Here is a 19,919-nt window from a genome sequence, read left to right on the forward strand (position 1 = left end):
GTCGCTCCGAGCCCGGCACCGCCAGCGCCGCCGGCGCCGCCGCTACCGAACAACCCACCCGCACCCCCGCTACCCCCCGTCCCGCCGGCGGTGAAGCTTCCGTAGCCGCCGTTGCCGCCGGCTCCGCCGCTGGCAAACGCTCCGCCGATTCCACCCTGGCCACCGGTGCCGCCGTTGATGCTGCCGAATCCGCCGGTGCCGCCGGTGCCGCCCACGGCGAACAGACCACCGGCACCGCCGGTGCCGCCGACTCCGCCGGTCGTGCCGCTTTGGCCGCCGGTTCCCCCGGCTCCGCCTGCGCCGCCGAACAGGCCGCCGGCGCCGCCGTTGCCCCCTGCCGAACCGGCGGTTCCGCCGGTGCCGCCGGCTCCGCCCACACCGCCGAAGAGTCCGCCGGCTCCCCCGTTTCCCCCGGCCTGCGCGCCGCCGCCGGACCCGCCCGCTCCGCCGTTGCCGAACAGCCATCCGGCGTCGCCGCCGTTTGCCCCGGTGCCCGGTGCGCCGTTGACGCCGTTGCCAACTAGTGGGCGTCCCGTCAGCAGCAGGCTGGGGGCCGTTGACGACGTCGAGGAATTGCTGCTCGAGGGCTTGCAGCGGGTTGGCGCCGGCGGCTTCGGCCCCGGCGTACTGGGCGGCGCCGCCGCTGAGCAGCCCCACGAATTCCTGGTGGAAGGATTCCAATTGGGCACTGAGCGCTTGGTAGGCCTGCCCGTGCGCACCAAACAGACCGGCTATGCCCTCCGAAACCTCGTCGGCCGCGGCCGCCAGCACGTTCGACGTCGGTCCGAAGGCGGCCGCATTGGCCGCCCTGATCGTCGAGCCGAGGCCCGCGAGATCTGACGCCGCCGCGGTGACGTACTCCGGCGCAGCAATCACAAACGACATGACGACCCCCAGTTAGTCGGGCTTTGACGGGGTCAGTGTGCGCCGGTTGTACCGCCCGATTGATCGGGAGAATTCCCTATGTTTGCGGCAGCCGCGTCCGCAGCTGGGCGGCGGCTTGGGTGCGGTTGTCCACGCCGAGCTTGGCCAGGATCGCCGCGACGTGGTGTCCGGCGGTCTTCGGGCTGATACTCAGTTTCGCCGCGATCTCGGCGTCGCTGTCACCGGCCGCCAGCAACGCCAGCACCTCACGTTCGCGGCGCGTCAAACCGTGGGGATCGGAGAGGGTGTCGGCGCGTCGACCGCGCCGAGTGGGGCCGCGCAATTCCGCCAACCGCTGCTGGGCCCGCCGGGCCGCCGCCCGCGCACCGAGGTGCCGAAACGTGGCCAGCGCCGACTCGACCGCGGCGACATCCCCGCCGAGCTCCGCGATCGCGGCATCGTAGGAGCAGCCGCGGTCTCGCCATGCCCGAGCGGCGGCGTGCCAATCACCGCTGACCTCCAGCTGAAACGGCGTCGTCGGCTCGTCGTGCCCGACGGGCACCGCCGCGGCGCCCGGCAGCTTCGCCCACCGCCGCAGTTGCCAGATCAGCCACGGATTGCGATCGTCACCCATCTTGACCAACGCGTTGCGCGCGACGGTGCGGGCGGTGTCGTCATCGCCGGCCAGCCAGGCGACTTCGGCCCGGGCGGCCCAGACTGGGAAAAACCGCTGCTGGTCGAGCTCCGAACTTGCTTCGATGTCGTCGAGCAGGGAGTCGACCGGCTGGTCGCCACAGCGGGCGTTGATCAGCGCCAGGACAATCCGAGGTGCGAGCAGGTTCACCAGCGTTAGCCCGGGGCGGCTGAGCAGGTCCTCCGCGCGGGCTTTGACGCGAGCCCATTGCCCCCGGTGCAGCCCGACCAGGGCGTCCGCGCCGCCGGCGATGCCCTCGAACAAGTAGATGCCGTGGTCACGGCAGTATGCGACGGTCTCGGCGGTGAAGCGGTCGGCTCGATCGGGGTTGTAGTTCATCGCCGCGATGTAGCCGGTGACCGCCCCGAGAAAGGCGGCCGTCTCGCCGCGGGTGTCCTTGGCCATTGCATCCAGCCAGACCGTTTCCAGCTCTTCCCAGCCCGTGTCGGTGCGCACCACCTCGGTCAGCGCCATATACCCACGCGCGCGCAGCACCACCGCGTCGTCGCCGAGCTGGTTGCCGACGGCGATCGCCCGCCTGGCGTACCCGGCGCACGCCGGGTCGAAGTTCCACAGACCCTGCTCGGCCATGTTCACCAGTGACCAGGCCAGCTCGGGGCACGCATCGCCACCTTCCAGCAGTCGCAGCGAAGCCCTCCCGGCAGAATCGGATTCGCGGACGCGGCCCAAGCCCCACAACCCGTGGGAGAGCCAGCGCAGGTCGTCACCTTCACGCAGCGAATCGCCGAGCTCACCACGCAGCTGGATCGCGGCGCGCCACGATGTCACCGCATCCTCACCGCGCCCGGACAGATAACAGGCCTCCGCGTGCTGCTCGAGCCAGCCCGCCCGCTGCCCAGGGGCAACGGTGTCGGCATGCCGCAGTGCCAGCGCGTACAGATCCGCGGCCTGCTGATGGGCTCCCAAGTCCGCGGCGCGTTCCGCTCCGGCCACTCCGTACCGGATCACGGCGCTCGCATCACCCACCTGGGCGGCGTGAAAGGTCAACGCCGCCAACGTGTTCGGGTCGATCGGTGGTTGCGCCAGGGCATTCAGCGCGCGGGCGTGCAGAGTCCTGCGCTGATGGTCGGGGATCTGGTCCAGGGTTGCGCGCCGGGCGAGTTCGTGGCGAAACCCGATCGCTTCCCACTGGCTGAGCAGCACTCCGGCGTCCAGGCATTCGGCCAGGCCGGTGCCGGCGGCCGGGCAGACTTCGTCCAGCAGGCCGGGGTGTACGCGCGGGCCGCAGACCGCCACCGCGTACACGGTGTCGCGGGCGTTCGGCGATAGCCGACCCAACCTACCCCAGACCGCCTCGGTGATGTTGCGCGGCAACGCATTCTGGTACAAAGCCTGCGGTCCGGCCGCGAGCACTTCGGTGGCATAGAACGGATTGCCGCCGGTGAGTTGGTGCAGTTGATCCGCGTTGACGCCGCTGCCGGCGGCCAGTATCGCGACCGCTTCCCGGCTCAGCGGCTTCAGGCCGATACGGCTGATTGCGGCGCAGGTCGCTATGTCGCCCAGGGCAATTGACAGCGGGTGCTGCCGGTCAAGCTGATCATCGCGATACGACAGGACCAGCAGCAGCGGCAACGAATCGATGCGGCGGGCAAGAAAACGCACCAGGTCGAGCGTGGCGCCGTCGGCCCAGTGGCAGTCCTCGATCACCCAGACCCAGTGGTGTCCGTCCCGCAAGACCGTCAGCAGTCGCCGGTACAGCGCCGCGGTGTCACTGGATTCGATCGCCGCGTCCAGCGCCCGGGCGGCTCGGGGACCGATTCCCGTCAGTGCGTCCAGCAGCGGGCCCAACGGCCGCGGGGCGGCCAGCGGGTCACACCACCCCCGCAGCACGGTCAGGTCGGCATCCAGACCGGCAGTGAAACGGGTGATCACCGCGGTCTTGCCGACCCCGGCCTCGCCGCGCACCAGCACCAAGCGGCCCGCTCCCCGTCGCGTCGCGCGCGTCAGTGCCCTGAGCTGGCTCAGCACCGCGTCCCGCTCCAGCAGACGCTCCATGGGCGCACCTTACGGACCGCGAGGCCGGGCCGCGGCCGCTAATCGATGTGCAGAATCTGTGAGTTCGGTGCCGGAATGCTGTGTCGCTATTGGAGGACGAAATCCGTGACGACAGCGGCCATGTCGTCGATGGCGTTACGGGCGATGACCTCGAAACCGTGGGTGCTCAGTGTCGGTAGGCACAGCAGGCCCGCGCGCGGGGTGAGGCCGGCGCTCTTGGCGTGCGAAGCGTCGGATTCGAACGCCCCCAGCACCGCCGCCTGTGGCGCGAGCCCGCGGTCTCCGGCAATCTTCATCAGGCGGTCGGCGACGCCCTTGTCGTAGACACATTGCGCGTCGCTGTAGCCGATGATCGGGCCGCCGGCGACACTGGTGGCGTATTCCTGCTCCGTCGGACCGACCTCCAGAGCAAGCGTCAGGCTGCCCGGCAGTGTGGCGCTGGCGTAGGAACCGCCGATGCCGCCCACTTCCTCGTTCGTGGTGAAGACGAGAAACAGATCCTCGTTGGGTCGCTGGCCGCCCTCGTGCAGCAGTCGCGCCACCTTGAGCAGTGCGGCCACCGCGGCGCGGTCGTCGAGGAAGTAGGAGCCGATGTAGTCGCCGATGTCGACCAGCGTGCGCTTGCTGCGATGGACGCAGACCCGGGTACCGGGATGGATGCCCGCGGCGGCCAGTTCGTCCGTGGTCCGGCCGGTGAATACGTACACGTGCTCCCAGTCCAGCGCCCGGTCACCCTGATCGGGTTTGGTCTCCCAGATCCGCTTGCTCTCTTTGGTGGTGTGCTCCGAGCCGAGGGTGAGCACCGCTGTGAGGGCGTCGTGGTCGCCGAGCACAGCGACGGGGCCCAGCCCGAAGTTGCCGGGATACATCACGCCCAGCTGGGTCAGGTGCAGCGTGCCGTCGGATTCGACCCGCTTGACCAGCATGGACAACTCGTCCAGGTGCGCCATGACTCGCGTTCCCGTGCCCGGTCCGCCAGCCGGATTCCACCTATGCCGGGCCTCACCGCTCTCGCCGGCGTCTTTGCTCCGGATGTAGCCGATCAGGTTCCCAGCGTCGTCCGTCCACATGTCGTCGACGAACGGACGCAGCTCACGGGCACAGACCGCACGCACCTCGTCTTCCTGGCCGCAGGGACCATAGGTCCACAGCAACTCCTGCAGCAGGGCGTCGGTCGAGTCCGGTGTCATTGCTCCCTTTCCGCGACCGAGCCGCTCAGAATGCGTAGCGCACCCGGCAGGTCGGCAGCTTGACCGCAAGCAGATCGGTGAGCTCCTGTACCCACCGGCCCTTCCAGGGGCTCTTGTACCGCACGTTCCACTGACCACTCTCGCTGCGCTTGAGCTGTTGCAGGTCGGGACGCCACAGCAATTCTTCCGCCTTGGGATGCCAACCCAGGTTGACCTCGTGCAAACCCTCGTTGTGGGTGAGGAAGATGATCTCGGCGGCCAGCTGCCGCTTGGTGCGCTCGTTGGTGCCGTCGGCGACCTGCTCGAGCAGCTTGGCCCAGTCGTTTTGCCAGCCCTCGTAGACGATGACCGGGCTGAAGTTCAGGTGCACCTCGAAGCCCGCCTCGACGAAGTCGTCCAACGCGGCGATGCGGTCGGCCGCCTTCGACGTGCGGATATCGACCAGGCGGGAGGTCTCCTGGGGCATCAGGCTGAATCGCACCCGAGTGCCGCCGCGGGGGTCGTAGCCGAGCAGGTCCCGGTTGACGAATTTGGTCGCGAAGCTGGCTTTGGCGTTGGGAATTCTCGCGAAGAGGTCGACGAGATCGCGGACATTGTCCGACACCATCGCGTCCACCGAACAGTCGCTGTTCTCACCGATGTCGTACACCCAGTCGACCGGGTCGCACTGGTTGGGCCCCGGCTTCACACCCTGGCGGGCGGCGTGCCGCTCGAGGTACCCGGCGATCTTGTCGATGTTGGCGAACACCGTGATGGGGTTGGCGTATCCCTTGCGGCGCGGGACGTAGCAATACGAGCAGGCCATCGCGCAGCCGTTGGCCGTCGACGGCGCGATCCAGTCGCTCGATCGCTCGTTGCGGCGGGCCGACAGACTCTTCTTCTCCCCCAGGACCAGCGTCTCCCGCTTGATGCGCACCCAGTCCCCGACGTTGCCCTCGTTGCCGTACAGGCCGGGTATCGCCTGATGTGAAGCGACCTCGATGCGCTCGGCGTCCGAGAATCGGTCGAGAACCGCGCGCCCCCGGTCGAAACGCTGAATACCAGGTTCGTGGTAGATGCGTTTGATGTCGAGCAGGCGATCGGCCAGCTCAACCGGCCGCAGGCCGCGAATTTCGTGCTCTGGAAGCGTCGCAGTCATCGCCCCGTCCAACGGACGCGCGTCCGGCGGGGTTCCCGCCGCGGGCCGATGGTCGCGCGCCGATCGGCTACCTTCGAGAGCATGTCTGAAGTCTCCGGAACCGATCGTATCGATGACGTCTCTCCTGGCGATGTCATCGCGCTGGACCGCGGCAAGGGCGAAGGGTCCTACAAGGTGGTATTCAAGGACACCGCCAACGGCGGGTTCGTCGTCACGCTCGAGGGCGACGAGGGCGAGACCTTCCAGATCGAACTGGCGGCGGGCACCACGGTGAAACGGTCGTTGGCGTCGAAGTGGGAATCCGCGCAAAGCCCGACAGCGAACAGCCGGCGCCACTGAACCGTCCTGGGCGGGCGCCGCAAAATCAGTTCGAGGAAAATGCCGGAATTCGCGTTAGGCTCTGCGACGTCAGGGTCACATCGCGGATCGGGAGCCCACCATGAAACACGACGACGAGGACTTTGATCGACAGAAGGCCCGCCAAGACGCCCAACGGCTGCGCGGGTTCACCGCCTTCGAGAAGTTTTCGGACAGCGACCTCGAGCGCCTCGTGCGCGCCGCCCATCACAGTTCGCAGTCGGTGCCCTGGCCGTTGATTCGGGAGCAGACCCCCTCGGACGCCTGCTACATCCTGCTCAGCGGGGCAGGCCGGGGTGTACATCGGCGACGACCGTGTTGCCGTGGTCGGGCCGGGCGAGGTGATCGGCGAATCCGCGCTGCGGCGAGGGAAACTGCGTTCCGCGACCGTGACGACCATCGGGCCGGCCGAGATGTTGCGAATCGAGCGCGACGACCTGGCCCGGCTGCTGGACGAGATACCCGCGTTGCGCGAGACCATGGAAGCTACCGCGGCCCGCCACGTGTCGGAAGCCCCGCCGCCGAAGCCCAAGGCGACCCGTTCCCGGGTGAATGCGTCCATCCCGACCGAGATCGTCGAGCAGTTCGAGCGAGCCGCCGACGACGCCGGCATCGATGCGGCGACGGCGCTCGAGGAGGCGCTGGCCGGGTGGATTGAGCAGCACAGCACCGCGCAGTCCGCGCGCTGAATACCGCTAGGAGTCCCGCTCGGCGATGAGATCGGCGAGCGCCAGGATGCGCTGCGCTTCGCGCACGTGCAGGTTTTCGACCATGCGTCCGTCGATCGTGATCACGCTGTTGCCGAGCGCACGGGCTTCGTCGTAGGCCGACACCACCTTGCGGGCGTGCGCTACCTCCTCCTGCGACGGCCCGAACACGTCGTTGGCCGGGCCGATCTGGGACGGATGGATGAGGGTCTTGCCGTCGAAACCCATCTCGCGGCCCTGACGGGCTTCGGCCCGGAAACCCGCCTCGTCGGCGATGTCGTTGTAGACGCCGTCCAGGATGACCTTCCCGGCCGCTCGCGCTCCCAGGACCGCCAGGGCCAGGGCGGGCACGACGGGTGCGCGGCCGGGCAGGTGGATCGCGTGCAGTTCGTTGACCAGGTCATTGGTACCGATCACCAGTACCGCCAATCGCTCGCTGGCCGACACGATCTCCTCCACCCGCAGGAAGGCGCGGGGTGTCTCGATCATCGCCCACAGCTGCATAGTGTCCGGCGCGCCGAGCCGGTCGAGCGCGCCGGTCAGTGCCGTGACCTGTTCGCCGGTCTCGACCTTCGGCACCAGCACTCCGTGGGCGCCCGAGTCGGACGCGGCGACGAGATCATCGTCGTGCCACTCGGTCCCCAGCCCGTTGATGCGTACTACGACCTCCCTGGGCCCGTAGCTTCCCGATGAAACGGCGTCGCGCACCTGAGCGCGCGACTCCGCTTTCGCGTCCGGGCCCACGGCGTCTTCGAGGTCGAAGATCAACACGTCCGCCGGCAGCGTCTTGGCCTTCTCGAGGGCGCGGGGCTTGTTGCCCGGCAAATAGAGCGCGGATCGGCGGGGACGCACTGTCGGTGCCATGCGGTTGATCACTTCCTGTCCGGTTGCCTATCGGGTAGCGAATGTCTCGTTCTTGGGCGCGACTCGCGGGTGTTGGGTTACCCCCGGAAGTGGGCACCCCAGCTCTATGAGCAATGTTCCGACAATCACTCTCAACGACGGAAACGCGATCCCGCAGCTGGGCTTCGGTGTTTTCCAGATTGAACCCGATCAGACCGCCGCGGCGGTGCGCGCCGCGCTCGAGGTGGGTTATCGCCACATCGACACCGCGCAAATGTATGGCAACGAAAAAGAGGTGGGGCAAGGCATCCGGGATGCCGGCGTCGACCGCGGCGACGTCTACATCACCAGCAAACTCAACAACGGCTTCCACCGGCCCGACGACGCGCGCCGGGCGTTCGACGAGACCCTGTCCAAGCTAGGTTCGGACTACGTCGACCTCTTCCTGATCCACTGGCCACTCCCGACGCTGTACGACGGGGATTTTGTCTCGACGTGGAAAACGCTCGAAGAATTCGCCCGCGACGGACGCGCCCGCAGCATCGGCGTCTCCAACTTCCAACCCGACCATCTCGACCGGCTCGCCGAAGGCTCGCAGACCGTCCCGGCGGTGAACCAGATCGAGGTCCACCCCTACCTCACCAACGAGCGGGTCAGGACCTACAACAGGGAACACGGGATCGCGACCGAGGCGTGGTCACCCATAGCTCAGGGGAAAGTGCTGGACGATGAGGTCATCAGCCGGATCGCGGGAAAGCTGGGCAAGACTCCGGCGCAGGTGGTGCTCCGCTGGCACATTCAGCGCGGCGACATCATCTTCCCGAAATCGGTGTCACCCGAGCGGGTGAAGTCCAACTTCGAGATCTTCGACTTCGAGCTGGCCGACGACGACGTGGCTTCCATCACCGGACTGGATCGGGGCGAGAACGGCCGCACCGGCGCCCACCCCGACACCTTCGACTACATCCCGGACTGACTCCGGGATCAGTGGTGCGGGCCCTCCGACGGTGGCCACGGGGCGCCGGGTGACGCGTCGCCGGGTTCGGCATGATCGCCGCGGGCCAGCGGCACCCACTGTTCGGTCGGGGCGGGCTGCTTGGACGACGGGAAGTCGCGCAGCTTGCCCGAGGGCTTGGCGTCCCATTTGGCAAACGTCAGCGGCGTCTGCAGCCAGCAGTGCAGCAGGTTGTACGTCGCCTCCAGCGAACTCATGTGGGTTCGCTCCCAACCGTGGCTACCGTCCAGGCCGAAGCCGACCAGTGCGGCCCGGGTGCCCGCACCGGCCTCGATGGCCGCCGCGGCGTCGGAACGGTAGTAGCGGAACACATCGCGCGCGTACGGAATCCCGTGCTCCTCGGCGAGGCGGCATAGCTTCCTGGTGAGGTGGTAGTCGAAAGGGCCGTGCAGGTCGGCCATCGGAATCGTGACGCCATCCTCGAGGGAGTGCTGGCCGGGCGCACACACGGCGTTGTCCACCGAAATCAGCTCGGCGACCCCGGCGGGGAGGCCGTCACTGGCGCCGTGGCCGACCTCTTCGGTGATGGTCACCATGATCGTGGTGCGGTGCGGCAGCACCACCTTGTTCTCGGAGAAGTTCTTGGCCAGGGTCAGCGCGACCGCCACGCCCGCCTTGCCATCGAGATGACGGGACACGATGAAGCCGTCGGCGGCGAGTTCAGGGCTGGCGATCAGTGCAACAAAATCGCCCACGTGCAGGCCCAGCCGGACCAGATCCTCCCGCGACGACACCTTGCGGTCGACGCGGACCTCGACGTGTTCCCAATCGGTGGGCTGCGTGTCGATCTCGTCGCCGAAGGCGTGCCCGCTGGCCTTGAGCGGCATCACGGTGCCGGTGATGAACTCGTCGGGATCGTCGATGAAGATCCGGACTCGGGCGCCTGCGGCAAACCGCGCGGAGAATGTGCCCACCGGGACGAGTTCGAGGCGGCCGTTGTCCTTCAGCCGGCGCACCATGCAACCGATCGTGTCGGCGTGGACGACCAGTGCCCGGTCGGTGGTCTTTGACTCCCCCGCGAGTTCGGCGGTCAAGGCTCCGCGGCGGGTCAGCGAGAACGGCACGCCGAAGTCGTCGAACGTGTCGCCGATCAGCTGCATCACCGCGTCGGTACGCCCGGAAGGACTGGGCGTCTGCAGCAGCGCGAGCAGCGTGTCGATCATCCACGCGCGATCGGCCTCGGCCATGGCCGCGGTTTCAGGCACCGTGCCTCCTTTTCTTCCGGGAACGGTGTTCAACCTATCGGGTTATCGGCTCCGATCTTCCGGGTGGCCGCCGGGGCCGGCTGTGCGGCTCACCCCTTGCGTTCGCGCCATTCCCGCTCGAACGGCAACCGCCACGCGTTAGGGGCGATCAGTTGGTGGATGGCGTTCGGGCCCCAGGTTCCCGCCTGGTACAGCTTGACCGGCGGCGGGTCGTTGAGTAGCTGTTCGGATCGCTCCCACAGCGATTCGATGCCTTCAGCGGTGTTGAACAGTGTGTGATCACCGCGCATCGCGTCCAGGATCAGCCGTTCGTACGCCTCGAGCACGTCTTCCGCCGAGTCGGTCTCCTGCGTCGAGAACTGCATGGACAGCTTGTCCAGCTTCATACCGGGGCCGGGCCGCTTGCCGTAGAAGGACAGCGACACCTTCGAATTGTCGGCCAGATCAAACGTCAAGTGATCCGGACCTTGGGTGCCCACCCCCGAACCGGGCGGGAACATCGTTCGCGGCGCCTCTTTGAAGGCGATCGAAATGATGCGGATGCCCTCGGCCATCTTTTTGCCGGTCCGTAGGTAGATCGGTACCCCGGCCCAGCGCCAGTTGTCGATCCCGACCTTCAGCGCGATGAAGGTCTCGGTGTCGGAGTCCTTCGCCACGCCCTTCTCCTGGCGGTAACCGGCGTATTGGCCGCGCACCACGTGCGACGTCTCCACCGGCAGCATGGACCGGAAGACCTTGTTCTTCTCCTCGCTGATGGCGCGCGGCTCGAGCGCCGTCGGTGGTTCCATCACCACGAACGCCATCACCTGGAACAGGTGCGTCACGACCATGTCTTTATAGGCGCCGGTCTCCTCGTAGAAGTTCGCGCGCTCGTCGAGCCCGAGAGCCTCGGGAATGTCAATCTGGATGTGGTCGATGAAGTTGCGGTTCCAGATCGGCTCGAAGAGCCCATTGGCAAAACGGAACGCCAGAATGTTTTGCGCCGCTTCCTTTCCAAGGAAATGGTCGATGCGGAAAATCTGGGCTTCGTCGAAGGTTTCGTGCAGAAAGTCGTTGAGGGAGACCGCGCTCTCCAGATCCGTGCCGAACGGTTTCTCCATCACCACCCGGGACCGGTCGACGAGGTCGGCGTCGCGCAGCATGGTGATGACGGCGCGCGCCGCCTTGGGTGGGACGGACAGATAATGCAGTCGCCGCACATTCGTACCCAAATTCTCCTCGGCCCGACCGACCGCTGCGGCCAGGGCTTCGGGGCCGGCCCCCTGCGGGACGTAGGTGATTATCTTGGCGAAGTTGGCCCACTGTTCGTCGGTCAGCTTGTGCGTGCCGAACGAGTCAATCGCCTTCTTTGCCAGCTCCCGGAATTCGTCGTCGCTGAGGTCTTCGAGCGACGTCGCGACGATCTCGATGTTCGGTGCCAGCTCGGACTGGTCCAGGTAGGCCAGACCGGGCAGCAGCTTGCGTTTGGCGAGATCTCCGGTTGCGCCGAACAGCACGATGACGTGCGGGTCGAGCGGCTCGGCGTCGTGGCGCTGCGGGCGATGGTCGGGAGCGGGATAGGCGATCGTCTGCGGTTTTTTGGAGGGCACCCTGGCGATACTTCCATCGGCCCGCCTCGTGTGCATCAGAGTTGCCCGTATCGCATCGGTGTGAACGCCCCAGTTGGCGGGAACGGACGGGTATGGCCCCCAGCGGAACTGACGACGCCGGCACCGAGGCCCGCACCGAGAACAAGGAGCGGGCGCCCGATCCCGACGACCCGAGCAAGCCGGCATCTCCGCACGACCTGACCAGGGCATCCTGGCGTTTCGTGCTGCGCAAGACGGCACGAGAGTTCGTCACCGACCAGTGCACCGATCTGGCCGCGGCGTTGACGTACTACGCGGTGTTGTCGGTGTTTCCGGCGCTGCTGGTGATGGTGTCGCTGCTGGGCGTCTTCGGCGAGGGACGGCGCACCACCGACGCGTTGCTCAACGCGGCCGGCGACCTGGTGCCGGCCTCAGCGGTCGACCTGCTGCGTCAGCCGATCGAGCAGGTGGTCGAGAACCAGTCGGCGGGGTTTGCGCTCGTCTTCAGCATCCTCGCCGCGCTGTGGTCGGCCTCCGGTTATGTCGGCGCATTCGGGCGGGCGATGAACCGGATTTACGAGGTCGCCGAAGGGCGACCGATTTGGAAGCTGCGCCCGCTGCAGTTGGCGCTCACCCTGGCCGGCCTGGTGCTGGTGGCCGCGGTGGCGCTGATGCTGGTGGTCAGCGGGCCGGTCACCGACGCGGTCGGCGCGGCGATCGGACTGGGCGAGGCCGCACAGACGCTGTGGACCATCGCCAAGTGGCCGGCCATTCTGGTGTTCGTCTCGTTGGCGGTAGCGATCCTCTACTACATCACGCCCAATGTGCAGCAGCCGAAGTTCCGCTGGCTGAGCATCGGTGCGGCCATTGCGATTCTGCTGTGGGCGCTCGCATCGTTCGGATTCGGTTTCTACGTCAGCAATTTCAGCAGTTACAACAAGACCTACGGCGCGGTCGGCGGCGTCATCGTGTTCCTGCTATGGCTCTATCTGACCAATCTCGCCTTGTTGTTCGGCGCCGAACTTGACGCCGAACTGGAACGGGGCCGGCAATTACAGGCCGGGATCGCGGCCGAACGTGAACTTCAATTGCCGCCCAAGGACACTCGCGCCGCCGAGAAGAACGAGGCGACCGAGGAGAAGGACATCAAGCGCGGTCGGTGGCTGCGCCGGACGGGCGGCCGGCGAGACTAGGACCTACCCCACGCAGGCTTTGGATTAGCCTGGGCAGTATGTGGATTCGGCTGCGCTGACCATCGAGGTGACGTCGGCGAAAGTGATGCCTTTGCCGCCCAACGTGGTGTGAATGTCCTGGGCGATCTGATCGGGTGTCTTTCCGGCCGTGCGGTCGGCGCAGATCTGGTGCCCCATCGACACGATGTCGGAGTCATCGCCTGCAGGCCAACTGAAGCCAAGCGAATGCATCTTGGAAAGGAATGAATCGTCGGTGCTGTCGGCGAGTGCGATTCCGGTGCCCGTCGCCAAGGCAGCGCCGACCATTACGGGGACAGCCACTTTCGTCATCCAGCGGTGTGAAGACATCTGGAGTCCTCCTCCATGTCGGCGTACGTGCCGCTATTGACACCATGTCAGTACAGTACGGAGGGCTGCATTACGCAACACGAAGAGCACATCAAGTTCAAATCATGTTCAAGAGCGGTCGCGTGCGGCCTCGATCGCCCGGTAGATGCGCTGCTCGCTGACTGGGCGTGGGGTGCCGAGTTGTTGGGCCCACAGGCTCACCCGTAGTTCCTCGATCTGACGGCCGATGTCACGCACGTCGGCGGCCGCGGCCGCGGCCCGAGCCGACGGCAGGGTGTGCACGAGGTCGTCATACGCCCGTTGCAAGGCGTGCACTCGTTGCATCCGTTCCCGGTCGGCCGCGGCGGCATGGGGCAGCCGCTCGAGGCGCCGGTGGATTGCGGTCAGGTAGCGGGTGAGATCGTCGAGGTGTCCGCGCCCGGTGCCGGTGACGAACCCCGGCGGCAACAACCCGTCGAGCTGGGCCCGGATATCGGCGATCGCTTCCGCCTGTGCCGGCGCGGGCTGGGCGGGCAGCAGTAGCTCTACCTCCCGCGTGACGGCCAGCACCCGTTCGGTGCGGCCCACCAGGTCCATCGTCATGGACGCCAGGGCCTGCCCAACGTGATCGCGCAACGCCGCGAACTCCGCGGCCGTCCACACCGGTTTGGACACCAGCGCGTCGATGGCGGCGTCGGCGCAGTCGTTCAGCAACGCGGCCAGGGATCCGTCCGGATTGCTGCCCAGCGTCAGACGGGTACGCGGATCAAGTTGCCGCTCAACGCTTTTGACGGGCGAAGGCACGCTCAACCGCAACAGCCGCCGCAAGCCCGGTCCCATCGCACTCTGCTGCTCGGCCGGGGTCGCAAACACCCGCAGATCGACGGCGCTCCCGTTGTCCACAAAGGCCGGGTAGCCACGCACCGCACGCCCGTCGACCGCGCGCTCGACGACTTGCGGCAGCTCCGTGAGCTCCTCCGGCCAGGTGCGTAATTCGGTCCGTTCCAGCTCAGCTGCGACGGTGCGGGCGACGGCCTGCCGGGCGGGGGCGGCGAGCCGTTCCTGCAGCGCTTGGAGGTCCTTGCCGCGAGCCACCTCGGTGCCGTCGGCGGACTCCACGGCAAACGTCACGCGCAGATGTGCGGGCAGCTTGTCGAGGTCGAAGGCATCGATGGGCACCACAACGCCGGTGCCACGGCGCAATTCGCGCTGCAGCGCCTCCAGCAGCGGCTCCTTGCCCGGGTCGATCCGGGCCAGCACGGCGCGGGCGGTGTCGGGCGCCGGAACGAAGTTGCGCCGCAGATCTTTTGGCAGCGAGCGGATGAGTGCGGTAACCAGTTCCTCCCTTAGCGCCGGTACCTGCCAGGCGAATTCGTCACCGCCGAGGCGGGCCAGCACGTCGATTGGGACGTGCACCGTGACGCCGTCGTCGGCGGCGCCGGGGTCGAACCGGTACGTCAACGGCAATGCGGCGTCGCTCGTGCGCCAGGCATCCGGGCGGTCGCTATCAGCGTGATCCTCGGTGCGCAGCAAGTCGTCGCGGGTGAACGTCAGCAGATCTGGGGTCTGGTGCCGCTGCTTCTTCCACCAGCCGTCGAAGTGCCGGGCGGAGACAACCTCGGCCGGGATGCGAGCGTCGTACCACGCGAAGATCTCGTCGTCGCCGACGAGCAGGTCGCGCCGGCGCGCCCGCTCCTCCAGCTCCTCGAGCTCGGCGCGCAGCCGCGCGTTGTCGCCGAAGAAATGGTGCCGGGTGTGCCAATCGCCCTCCACCAGCGCATGCCGGATGAACAACTCCCGGGCGACCGCCGGTTCCACCCGCGCGTACCCCACGCGGCGGCGCGCCACCAGCGGCAGGCCATACAGCGAGACACGTTCGAAGGCCATCACTTCCCCACGCCTGGCGTCCCAGTGCGGCTCGCTGTACGCGCGCTGCACCAGGTCACCAGCGACCCGCTCGACGATCTCGGGCTGGATGCGGGCCGCGATCCGGCCGTAGAGGCGGCTGGTCTCGACCAGGTCAGCGACGACCACCCACCGCGGCGGTCGCTTGGACAGCACCGAACCCGGCGCGAGCACGAACCGCGCATTGCGCACACCCAGATATTCACGCCCGTCCTCGCGGCGCATCCCCACATGGGACAGCAACCCCGCGAGCAGCGCCGCGTGAATCTGCGCGGGTTCGGCCGGCTCGTCGGACTCGACGATGCCCAGGTCCCGGCAGATGCTGCGCAGCTGCCCGGCCAAATCCTGCCATTCGCGGATGCGCAGGTAGTGCAGGAAATCGGTGCGGCACATCCGTCGAAAAGCGTTACCGGACAGTTCCTTCCGCTGCTCGCGCAAGTAGCGCCACAGGTTGAGGTAGGCGATGAAGTCGGAGTGTTCGTCGGCGAACCGGGCGTGCTTCTGGCGGGCGGCGTCTTCGCGGTCGGCCGGGCGCTCCCGCGGGTCGGGAATAGTCAACGCCGCTGCCAGCACCAGCATTTCGCGCACGCAGCCCTCGGTCTGCGCCTGCAGGATCATGCGGCCCAGCCGTGGGTCGAGGGGCAGCCGGGCCAGCCGCCGGCCGAGATCGGTTATCGCGCCGGACTGGTCGAACGCGCCGAGCTCCTGCAGCAGTTGAACACCGTCGCGCACGCTGCGCCGGTCCGGTGGGTCGAGGAACGGGAAGTTCTCGATGTCACCGAGCTGCAGCGCAGCCATCTGCAGGAGGACTGCTGCCAAATTCGTCCGCAGTATCTCCGGCTCGGTGTAGTGCGGTCGGGCGGTGAAGTCTTCCTCGGAATACAGCCGGATACAGACACCGGGCGCCACCCGCCCGCAGCGACCGGCCCGCTGCGCCGCCGATGCCTGGGAGATCGGCTCGATCGGCAGCCGTTGCACTTTGAGTCTCCGGCTGTAGCGCGAGATGCGAGCATTGCCCGGGTCCACCACGTAGCGGATTCCGGGAACCGTCAGCGATGTCTCGGCCACGTTGGTGGCCAGCACGACGCGTCGCCCGGTATGGGGAGCAAATACCTTTTGCTGCTCGGCGGTCGGCAGCCGGGCGTAGAGCGGCAGCACCTCGGTTGGCATCGGCCCGCGCTGCACGCCGGCCAAAGCCTCTGCGGTGTCACGGATTTCACGTTCACCGGACAAGAACACCAGGACGTCGCCCGGCGGTTCGGAGCGCAGTTCCTCAATGGCGTCGACAATCGCCTCGACCTCGTCGCGAGTTTCGGTGCGGACGATCTCCCGGTCGGGGTCGTCGGGATCGTCGTCCGGGTCCGGCGCAACGGGCACTTCCAACGGCCGGTAGCGGATCTGCACCGGATAGGTCCGGCCGGACACTTCCACGATCGGCGCCCCGCCGAAGTGCGCCGCGAATCGTTGCGGCTCGATGGTCGCCGACGTGACGATCACCTTGAGGTCCGGGCGGCGCGGCAACAACTCGCGCAGGTAGCCGAGCAGAAAGTCGATGTTGAGGCTGCGCTCGTGCGCTTCGTCGAGGATCAGGGTGTCGTAACGTAGCAGCCGCCGGTCGCGCTGGATCTCGGCGAGCAAGATGCCATCGGTCATCAGCTTGATCAGGGTCCGGTCGCTCACTTGGTCGGTGAATCGGACCGTGTAGCCGACCACATCACCCAGCGGTGTGCGCAGTTCGTCGGCGATGCGCTGTGCGACCGTGCGCGCCGCCAGCCGCCGCGGCTGGGTGTGCCCGATAGTGCCGCGCACTCCCCGGCCGACGTCGAGGCAGATCTTGGGGAGCTGAGTCGTCTTGCCCGAGCCGGTTTCGCCCGCGACGACGACCACTTGGTTCTGCCGTATCGCCGCAGCAATCTCCTGGCGCCGCTCGCTGACCGGCAGGTCGGGGTAGGCGATGGTCGGGACGGCGGCTCGACGATTGGCGACCAGCGTCTGCGCGGCGGCGATCTGGTCGGCGAGCTGTTGCAACTTCGCCGGGTTCTGACCGCGCAGGTTCTGCAGGCGTCGGCGCAGCCGAGTGGCGTCGCGGACGGTCACGTCGCCGAGGCGGCTGCGCAACTCCGCCAGCGTCAGTTCGGCCACTCGGGCCAGGATAGGCGGCGAAACGAACGCCCGCGCCCGGCCCGCTACGTTGGTGGCATGGCACCGAAATTCGCGACCGCCGAGGCGGTGAGCCGATCCGAGTTGCTGGATTTCATCCGGCCGCGGCACCGCATGCTGCTCACCACTTTTCGCGCCGACGGGTCACCGCAGAGCTCGCCGGTGACCGGCGGCGTCGACGCGCACGGCAGGCTGGTGATCGCTAGCTACCCGCAGCGTGCCAAGAGCGTGAACATTCGCCGCACACCGCAGGCCAGCGTCGTCGTGCTGTCCGACGATTTCAACGGTCCGTACGTGCAGGTCGACGGTGCGGCTGAGGTGATCGACGTGCCCGAGGCGATCGAGCCACTGGTCGACTATTACCGCGTTATCGCCGGGGAGCACCCGGACTGGCAGGACTATCGGCGCGCGATGGCGGATCAGGGCAAGTGCCTGATCCGGGTGACACCGCGCCGCTGGGGTCCCGTGGCGACGGGCGGATTTCCGCCGCCGGCAAGCTGAGTCGTTATCCGGCCGGCGGGATCAGCGGGGGTCGGCAGGTGTTGGTGGCGGGATCCCACCAGAAGCCGTTGTCGCATGCGAGCGGCTGTGGTCCCACCCCGAGCGGCCGACACACATTGGCGGTGGGATCCCACCATTCGCCGGCCGCGCAGTTGAGCGGCTGCGGTCCCACCCCCAGGGGCCGGCACACCTTTCCGGTCGGATCCCACCATTCGCCGTCGGCGCAGTCGGCGTGACTCACCCCCGGCGACACGGCGGTGATGACCGCCATCGGCGCCAAGACCATGGCCGCGACGGCCATCAGACGGCATACGACTGACCACATGGCACACCTCGTTTCGCGCAACAGTTCGTGCAACCTACGGCGCTAGCACACTGCTATATCTTGCCCTTACGGCGCAGATCCCAAACTCAGCAACCGCAGGAACCCGACCGGCTCGGCAAATCCCTTCAGCGCGACCGTTTCCCGCCGCGCCGGCACACCGGCCAGCAGCCGTTGCACCGCCGGATCGGCGGCCACGGCCTCGGACAGCACGATGTCCTCGCCCTCGCTCTGGCCCTGCAACCGCGCGGCCATGTTCACCGTCGAGCCGAAGTAGTCCAGGCGGTCGTTCAGCGTGACAACCACGCTCGGTCCCGCGTGCACACCCACCTTCAGCACCAGATCCTCGCCGCCATGCGCCGACGACGCGATCCGGTCCTGCATGGCCAGCGCCGCGCGCACCGCTTGCGCGGGATCGTTGAACGACGCCATCACCGCGTCCCCGATCGTCTTGACCACCGCGCCGTCGTGTTCGCGCACGATCATTGCCAGCAGGGTGAAGTGCTCGCGCACCAGGTTGTAGGCGGCGGCATCACCGACCCGTTCGTACAGCGCCGTCGAGCCGCGCAGGTCGGTGAACAACAGCGTCACCTGGCTGACGCCGGCGTCGTCGCCCGGCCGCAGCGTCGCCTCGGCGAACATGTCGCGAAAAGCCTGCAGCGAGATCACTTCCGGGGCCCCCAGGGTGTCCCGCGTCCAGGTGCGGTCCTCCACCACCGCGGCCAGCTCGAAGCCGGCGTCGTTGACGAAGGTCACCGTTCCCGGCTCGCCGGTGACGGGCAGCAGCCCCACCCCCGACTCGGTGATGCACAAGCCCGGGAAAGATCCCGACACGTAGTCGACGTCGACGACGTCACCGGGATGCAGGGTCCGAAGGCGGTACGAACCGGGCGGCAGGTCGACGGCCACGGTGCGCTGCTCCCCCGGGCTGAGCAACACCTGAATCGCCACATGCGGCGTGGCCAACGGGCCGGACAGGCAGAAGTTCCCCACGGGCAGTGGCCGCACCGTCGGAGCCGGAGTGAACGTCAGCTCGACGTTGCGCTCGAAGTCGCGTTCGTAGTCGATGTTGCACGACGAACAGTGCGCGCCCCGGGGCAGGTCGGCGAGCGTGGTGACGCTGGCCTGGGCGCCACGGCAATTGGGGCACAGCACATCCCATTTCATGTTGAGCAGACCGGCCTTGACGCCGGAGAAACAGGCTTCGGCCGCGGCGCGCGGTGGCACGCCGAAATCCCTGGCCAGGCTCTTGGGCCGAAGCCGGGCCAGATCGGCGGCCATGCCGCGCAAGACGAGGTCGGCGAGCCGGCCGCCGAGTCCGTTTCCGTACGGGTTGCGGTCGATTTCGCGCGTCATCGCGGTGGCCCGCTCGCGCGCGCCGAACGGCAGTTTGGGCTCCGGGACGACGAACGGGGTGAGGCGTTCGCCGGCGTGCTCGCCGCGAGCGAAGGCAATCGCTTCCAGAACGCGCTTGGCCACGTTCTCCCCCGCCTGGGTCGCCAGGCGCGCACCGAACATCCGGCCCGTCAGGCTCAGCGGTTCCCATTCGAGTGCGTAGCTGACCCGGGAGCCGCCCTGGCCGTCGGGTTCGAGATCAAACACCGGGCCGAAGCGGCGGAAGGGGCCCTTGCTGAACACTCGCGACTGGCTGAAATGCCGTCCGGAGATCCATTCGTAGGGTTTTTCCTCCCACTCCAGTGCAAAGCCGGCGGCCTTGCCTCGGCCGGTCCGCAGCACCGTGCCGTTGGGTTGCGGCGTCTCCTCGAGGGTGTACGGCGGCAGACCGAGCGCTTCGTTGAGCCGGTTGGTGTCGGCCAGCAACGGCCAGAGTTTCTCGGGCGGAAGATCGAATGTCCAGGTCCAGGTGCGGCGCATCGCTTGCGACTGTAGCGCCCGGCGGATGGGTAGGGACAT

The 19,919-nt window shown here is 67.7% G+C and carries 15 protein-coding genes and 1 pseudogene; 5 read left to right on the forward strand and 11 right to left on the reverse strand.

Annotated elements, in window-relative coordinates; translation table 11 throughout:
• The 4 genes and pseudogenes from BN972_RS28340 to BN972_RS16615 all read right to left on the reverse strand — a co-directional run.
• Window positions 1-885: pseudogene (locus BN972_RS28340) on the reverse strand (PE family protein); the annotation flags it as partial.
• A gap of 76 nt (window positions 886-961) precedes the next feature.
• Window positions 962-3,574, reverse strand: a complete 2,613-nt coding sequence (locus BN972_RS16605) for an ATP-binding protein (RefSeq protein ID WP_051545530.1) — start codon at window positions 3,572-3,574, stop codon at window positions 962-964.
• Window positions 3,575-3,660: 86 nt separating this feature from the next.
• Window positions 3,661-4,764 (reverse strand): M28 family peptidase, encoded by a 1,104-nt coding sequence (locus BN972_RS16610; RefSeq protein WP_036359911.1) that lies wholly within the window; start codon window positions 4,762-4,764, stop codon window positions 3,661-3,663.
• Between the two features lie 25 nt (window positions 4,765-4,789).
• Window positions 4,790-5,902 carry a spore photoproduct lyase family protein gene (locus tag BN972_RS16615; protein WP_051545660.1) on the reverse strand — a complete coding sequence of 371 codons (1,113 nt, stop codon included), beginning with the start codon at window positions 5,900-5,902 and terminating at the stop codon, window positions 4,790-4,792.
• A gap of 81 nt (window positions 5,903-5,983) precedes the next feature.
• On the opposite strand from BN972_RS16615, the gene BN972_RS16620 reads away from it, so the two are divergent.
• Both BN972_RS16620 and BN972_RS30505 read left to right on the forward strand, forming a co-directional pair.
• The gene (locus tag BN972_RS16620; protein WP_036361110.1) at window positions 5,984-6,241 is read left to right on the forward strand and encodes a hypothetical protein; all 258 of its coding nucleotides are present in this window, start codon (window positions 5,984-5,986) and stop codon (window positions 6,239-6,241) included.
• Between the two features lie 314 nt (window positions 6,242-6,555).
• A complete protein-coding gene (locus BN972_RS30505; RefSeq protein WP_235192480.1) occupies window positions 6,556-6,948 on the forward strand; it encodes a Crp/Fnr family transcriptional regulator in 393 nt (130 codons plus the stop codon).
• A 6-nt stretch (window positions 6,949-6,954) separates the two neighbouring features.
• Here the strand turns inward: BN972_RS30505 and BN972_RS16630 are convergent, their stop codons facing one another.
• Window positions 6,955-7,830: an HpcH/HpaI aldolase/citrate lyase family protein gene (locus BN972_RS16630; RefSeq protein WP_036361112.1), complete on the reverse strand. Its 876-nt coding sequence runs from the start codon at window positions 7,828-7,830 to the stop codon at window positions 6,955-6,957.
• 106 nt (window positions 7,831-7,936) lie between these two features.
• Here BN972_RS16630 and BN972_RS16635 point away from each other — a divergent pair, with 106 nt between their 5' ends.
• Complete coding sequence (locus BN972_RS16635) at window positions 7,937-8,785, forward strand: aldo/keto reductase (protein WP_036359914.1); 849 nt, start codon at window positions 7,937-7,939, stop codon at window positions 8,783-8,785.
• 8 nt (window positions 8,786-8,793) lie between these two features.
• On the opposite strand, the gene BN972_RS16640 is transcribed toward BN972_RS16635, so the two are convergent.
• Window positions 8,794-10,029: an osmoprotectant NAGGN system M42 family peptidase gene (locus tag BN972_RS16640; protein ID WP_036359917.1), complete on the reverse strand. Its 1,236-nt coding sequence runs from the start codon at window positions 10,027-10,029 to the stop codon at window positions 8,794-8,796.
• A gap of 89 nt (window positions 10,030-10,118) precedes the next feature.
• On the reverse strand, window positions 10,119-11,618 hold the full coding sequence (zwf, locus tag BN972_RS16645; protein ID WP_036359919.1) for a glucose-6-phosphate dehydrogenase: 1,500 nt from the start codon (window positions 11,616-11,618) through the stop codon (window positions 10,119-10,121).
• Between the two features lie 92 nt (window positions 11,619-11,710).
• On the opposite strand from zwf, the gene BN972_RS16650 reads away from it, so the two are divergent.
• On the forward strand, window positions 11,711-12,790 hold the full coding sequence (locus BN972_RS16650) for a YihY/virulence factor BrkB family protein (RefSeq protein WP_036359922.1): 1,080 nt from the start codon (window positions 11,711-11,713) through the stop codon (window positions 12,788-12,790).
• Window positions 12,791-12,814: 24 nt separating this feature from the next.
• On the opposite strand, the gene BN972_RS16655 is transcribed toward BN972_RS16650, so the two are convergent.
• Complete coding sequence (locus BN972_RS16655; RefSeq protein ID WP_036359925.1) at window positions 12,815-13,138, reverse strand: DUF732 domain-containing protein; 324 nt, start codon at window positions 13,136-13,138, stop codon at window positions 12,815-12,817.
• A 108-nt stretch (window positions 13,139-13,246) separates the two neighbouring features.
• Entirely contained in the window at window positions 13,247-17,164 is a 3,918-nt protein-coding gene (gene hrpA, locus BN972_RS16660; protein WP_036359929.1) for an ATP-dependent RNA helicase HrpA, read from the reverse strand.
• 57 nt (window positions 17,165-17,221) lie between these two features.
• On the opposite strand from hrpA, the gene BN972_RS16665 reads away from it, so the two are divergent.
• A complete protein-coding gene (locus BN972_RS16665) occupies window positions 17,222-17,683 on the forward strand; it encodes a PPOX class F420-dependent oxidoreductase (protein ID WP_036359932.1) in 462 nt (153 codons plus the stop codon).
• Window positions 17,684-17,687: 4 nt separating this feature from the next.
• Here BN972_RS16665 and BN972_RS16670 read toward each other — a convergent pair whose 3' ends face one another.
• Both BN972_RS16670 and BN972_RS16675 read right to left on the reverse strand, forming a co-directional pair.
• Window positions 17,688-18,008, reverse strand: coding sequence for a hypothetical protein (locus BN972_RS16670; RefSeq protein ID WP_036359936.1), 321 nt, complete (start codon window positions 18,006-18,008; stop codon window positions 17,688-17,690).
• Between the two features lie 66 nt (window positions 18,009-18,074).
• Window positions 18,075-19,919, reverse strand: a complete 1,845-nt coding sequence (locus tag BN972_RS16675) for an adenylate/guanylate cyclase domain-containing protein (RefSeq protein ID WP_080696879.1) — start codon at window positions 19,917-19,919, stop codon at window positions 18,075-18,077.

Source organism: Mycobacterium asiaticum DSM 44297 (assembly GCF_000613245.1).
Taxonomy (GTDB): Bacteria; Actinomycetota; Actinomycetes; order Mycobacteriales; family Mycobacteriaceae; genus Mycobacterium; species Mycobacterium asiaticum.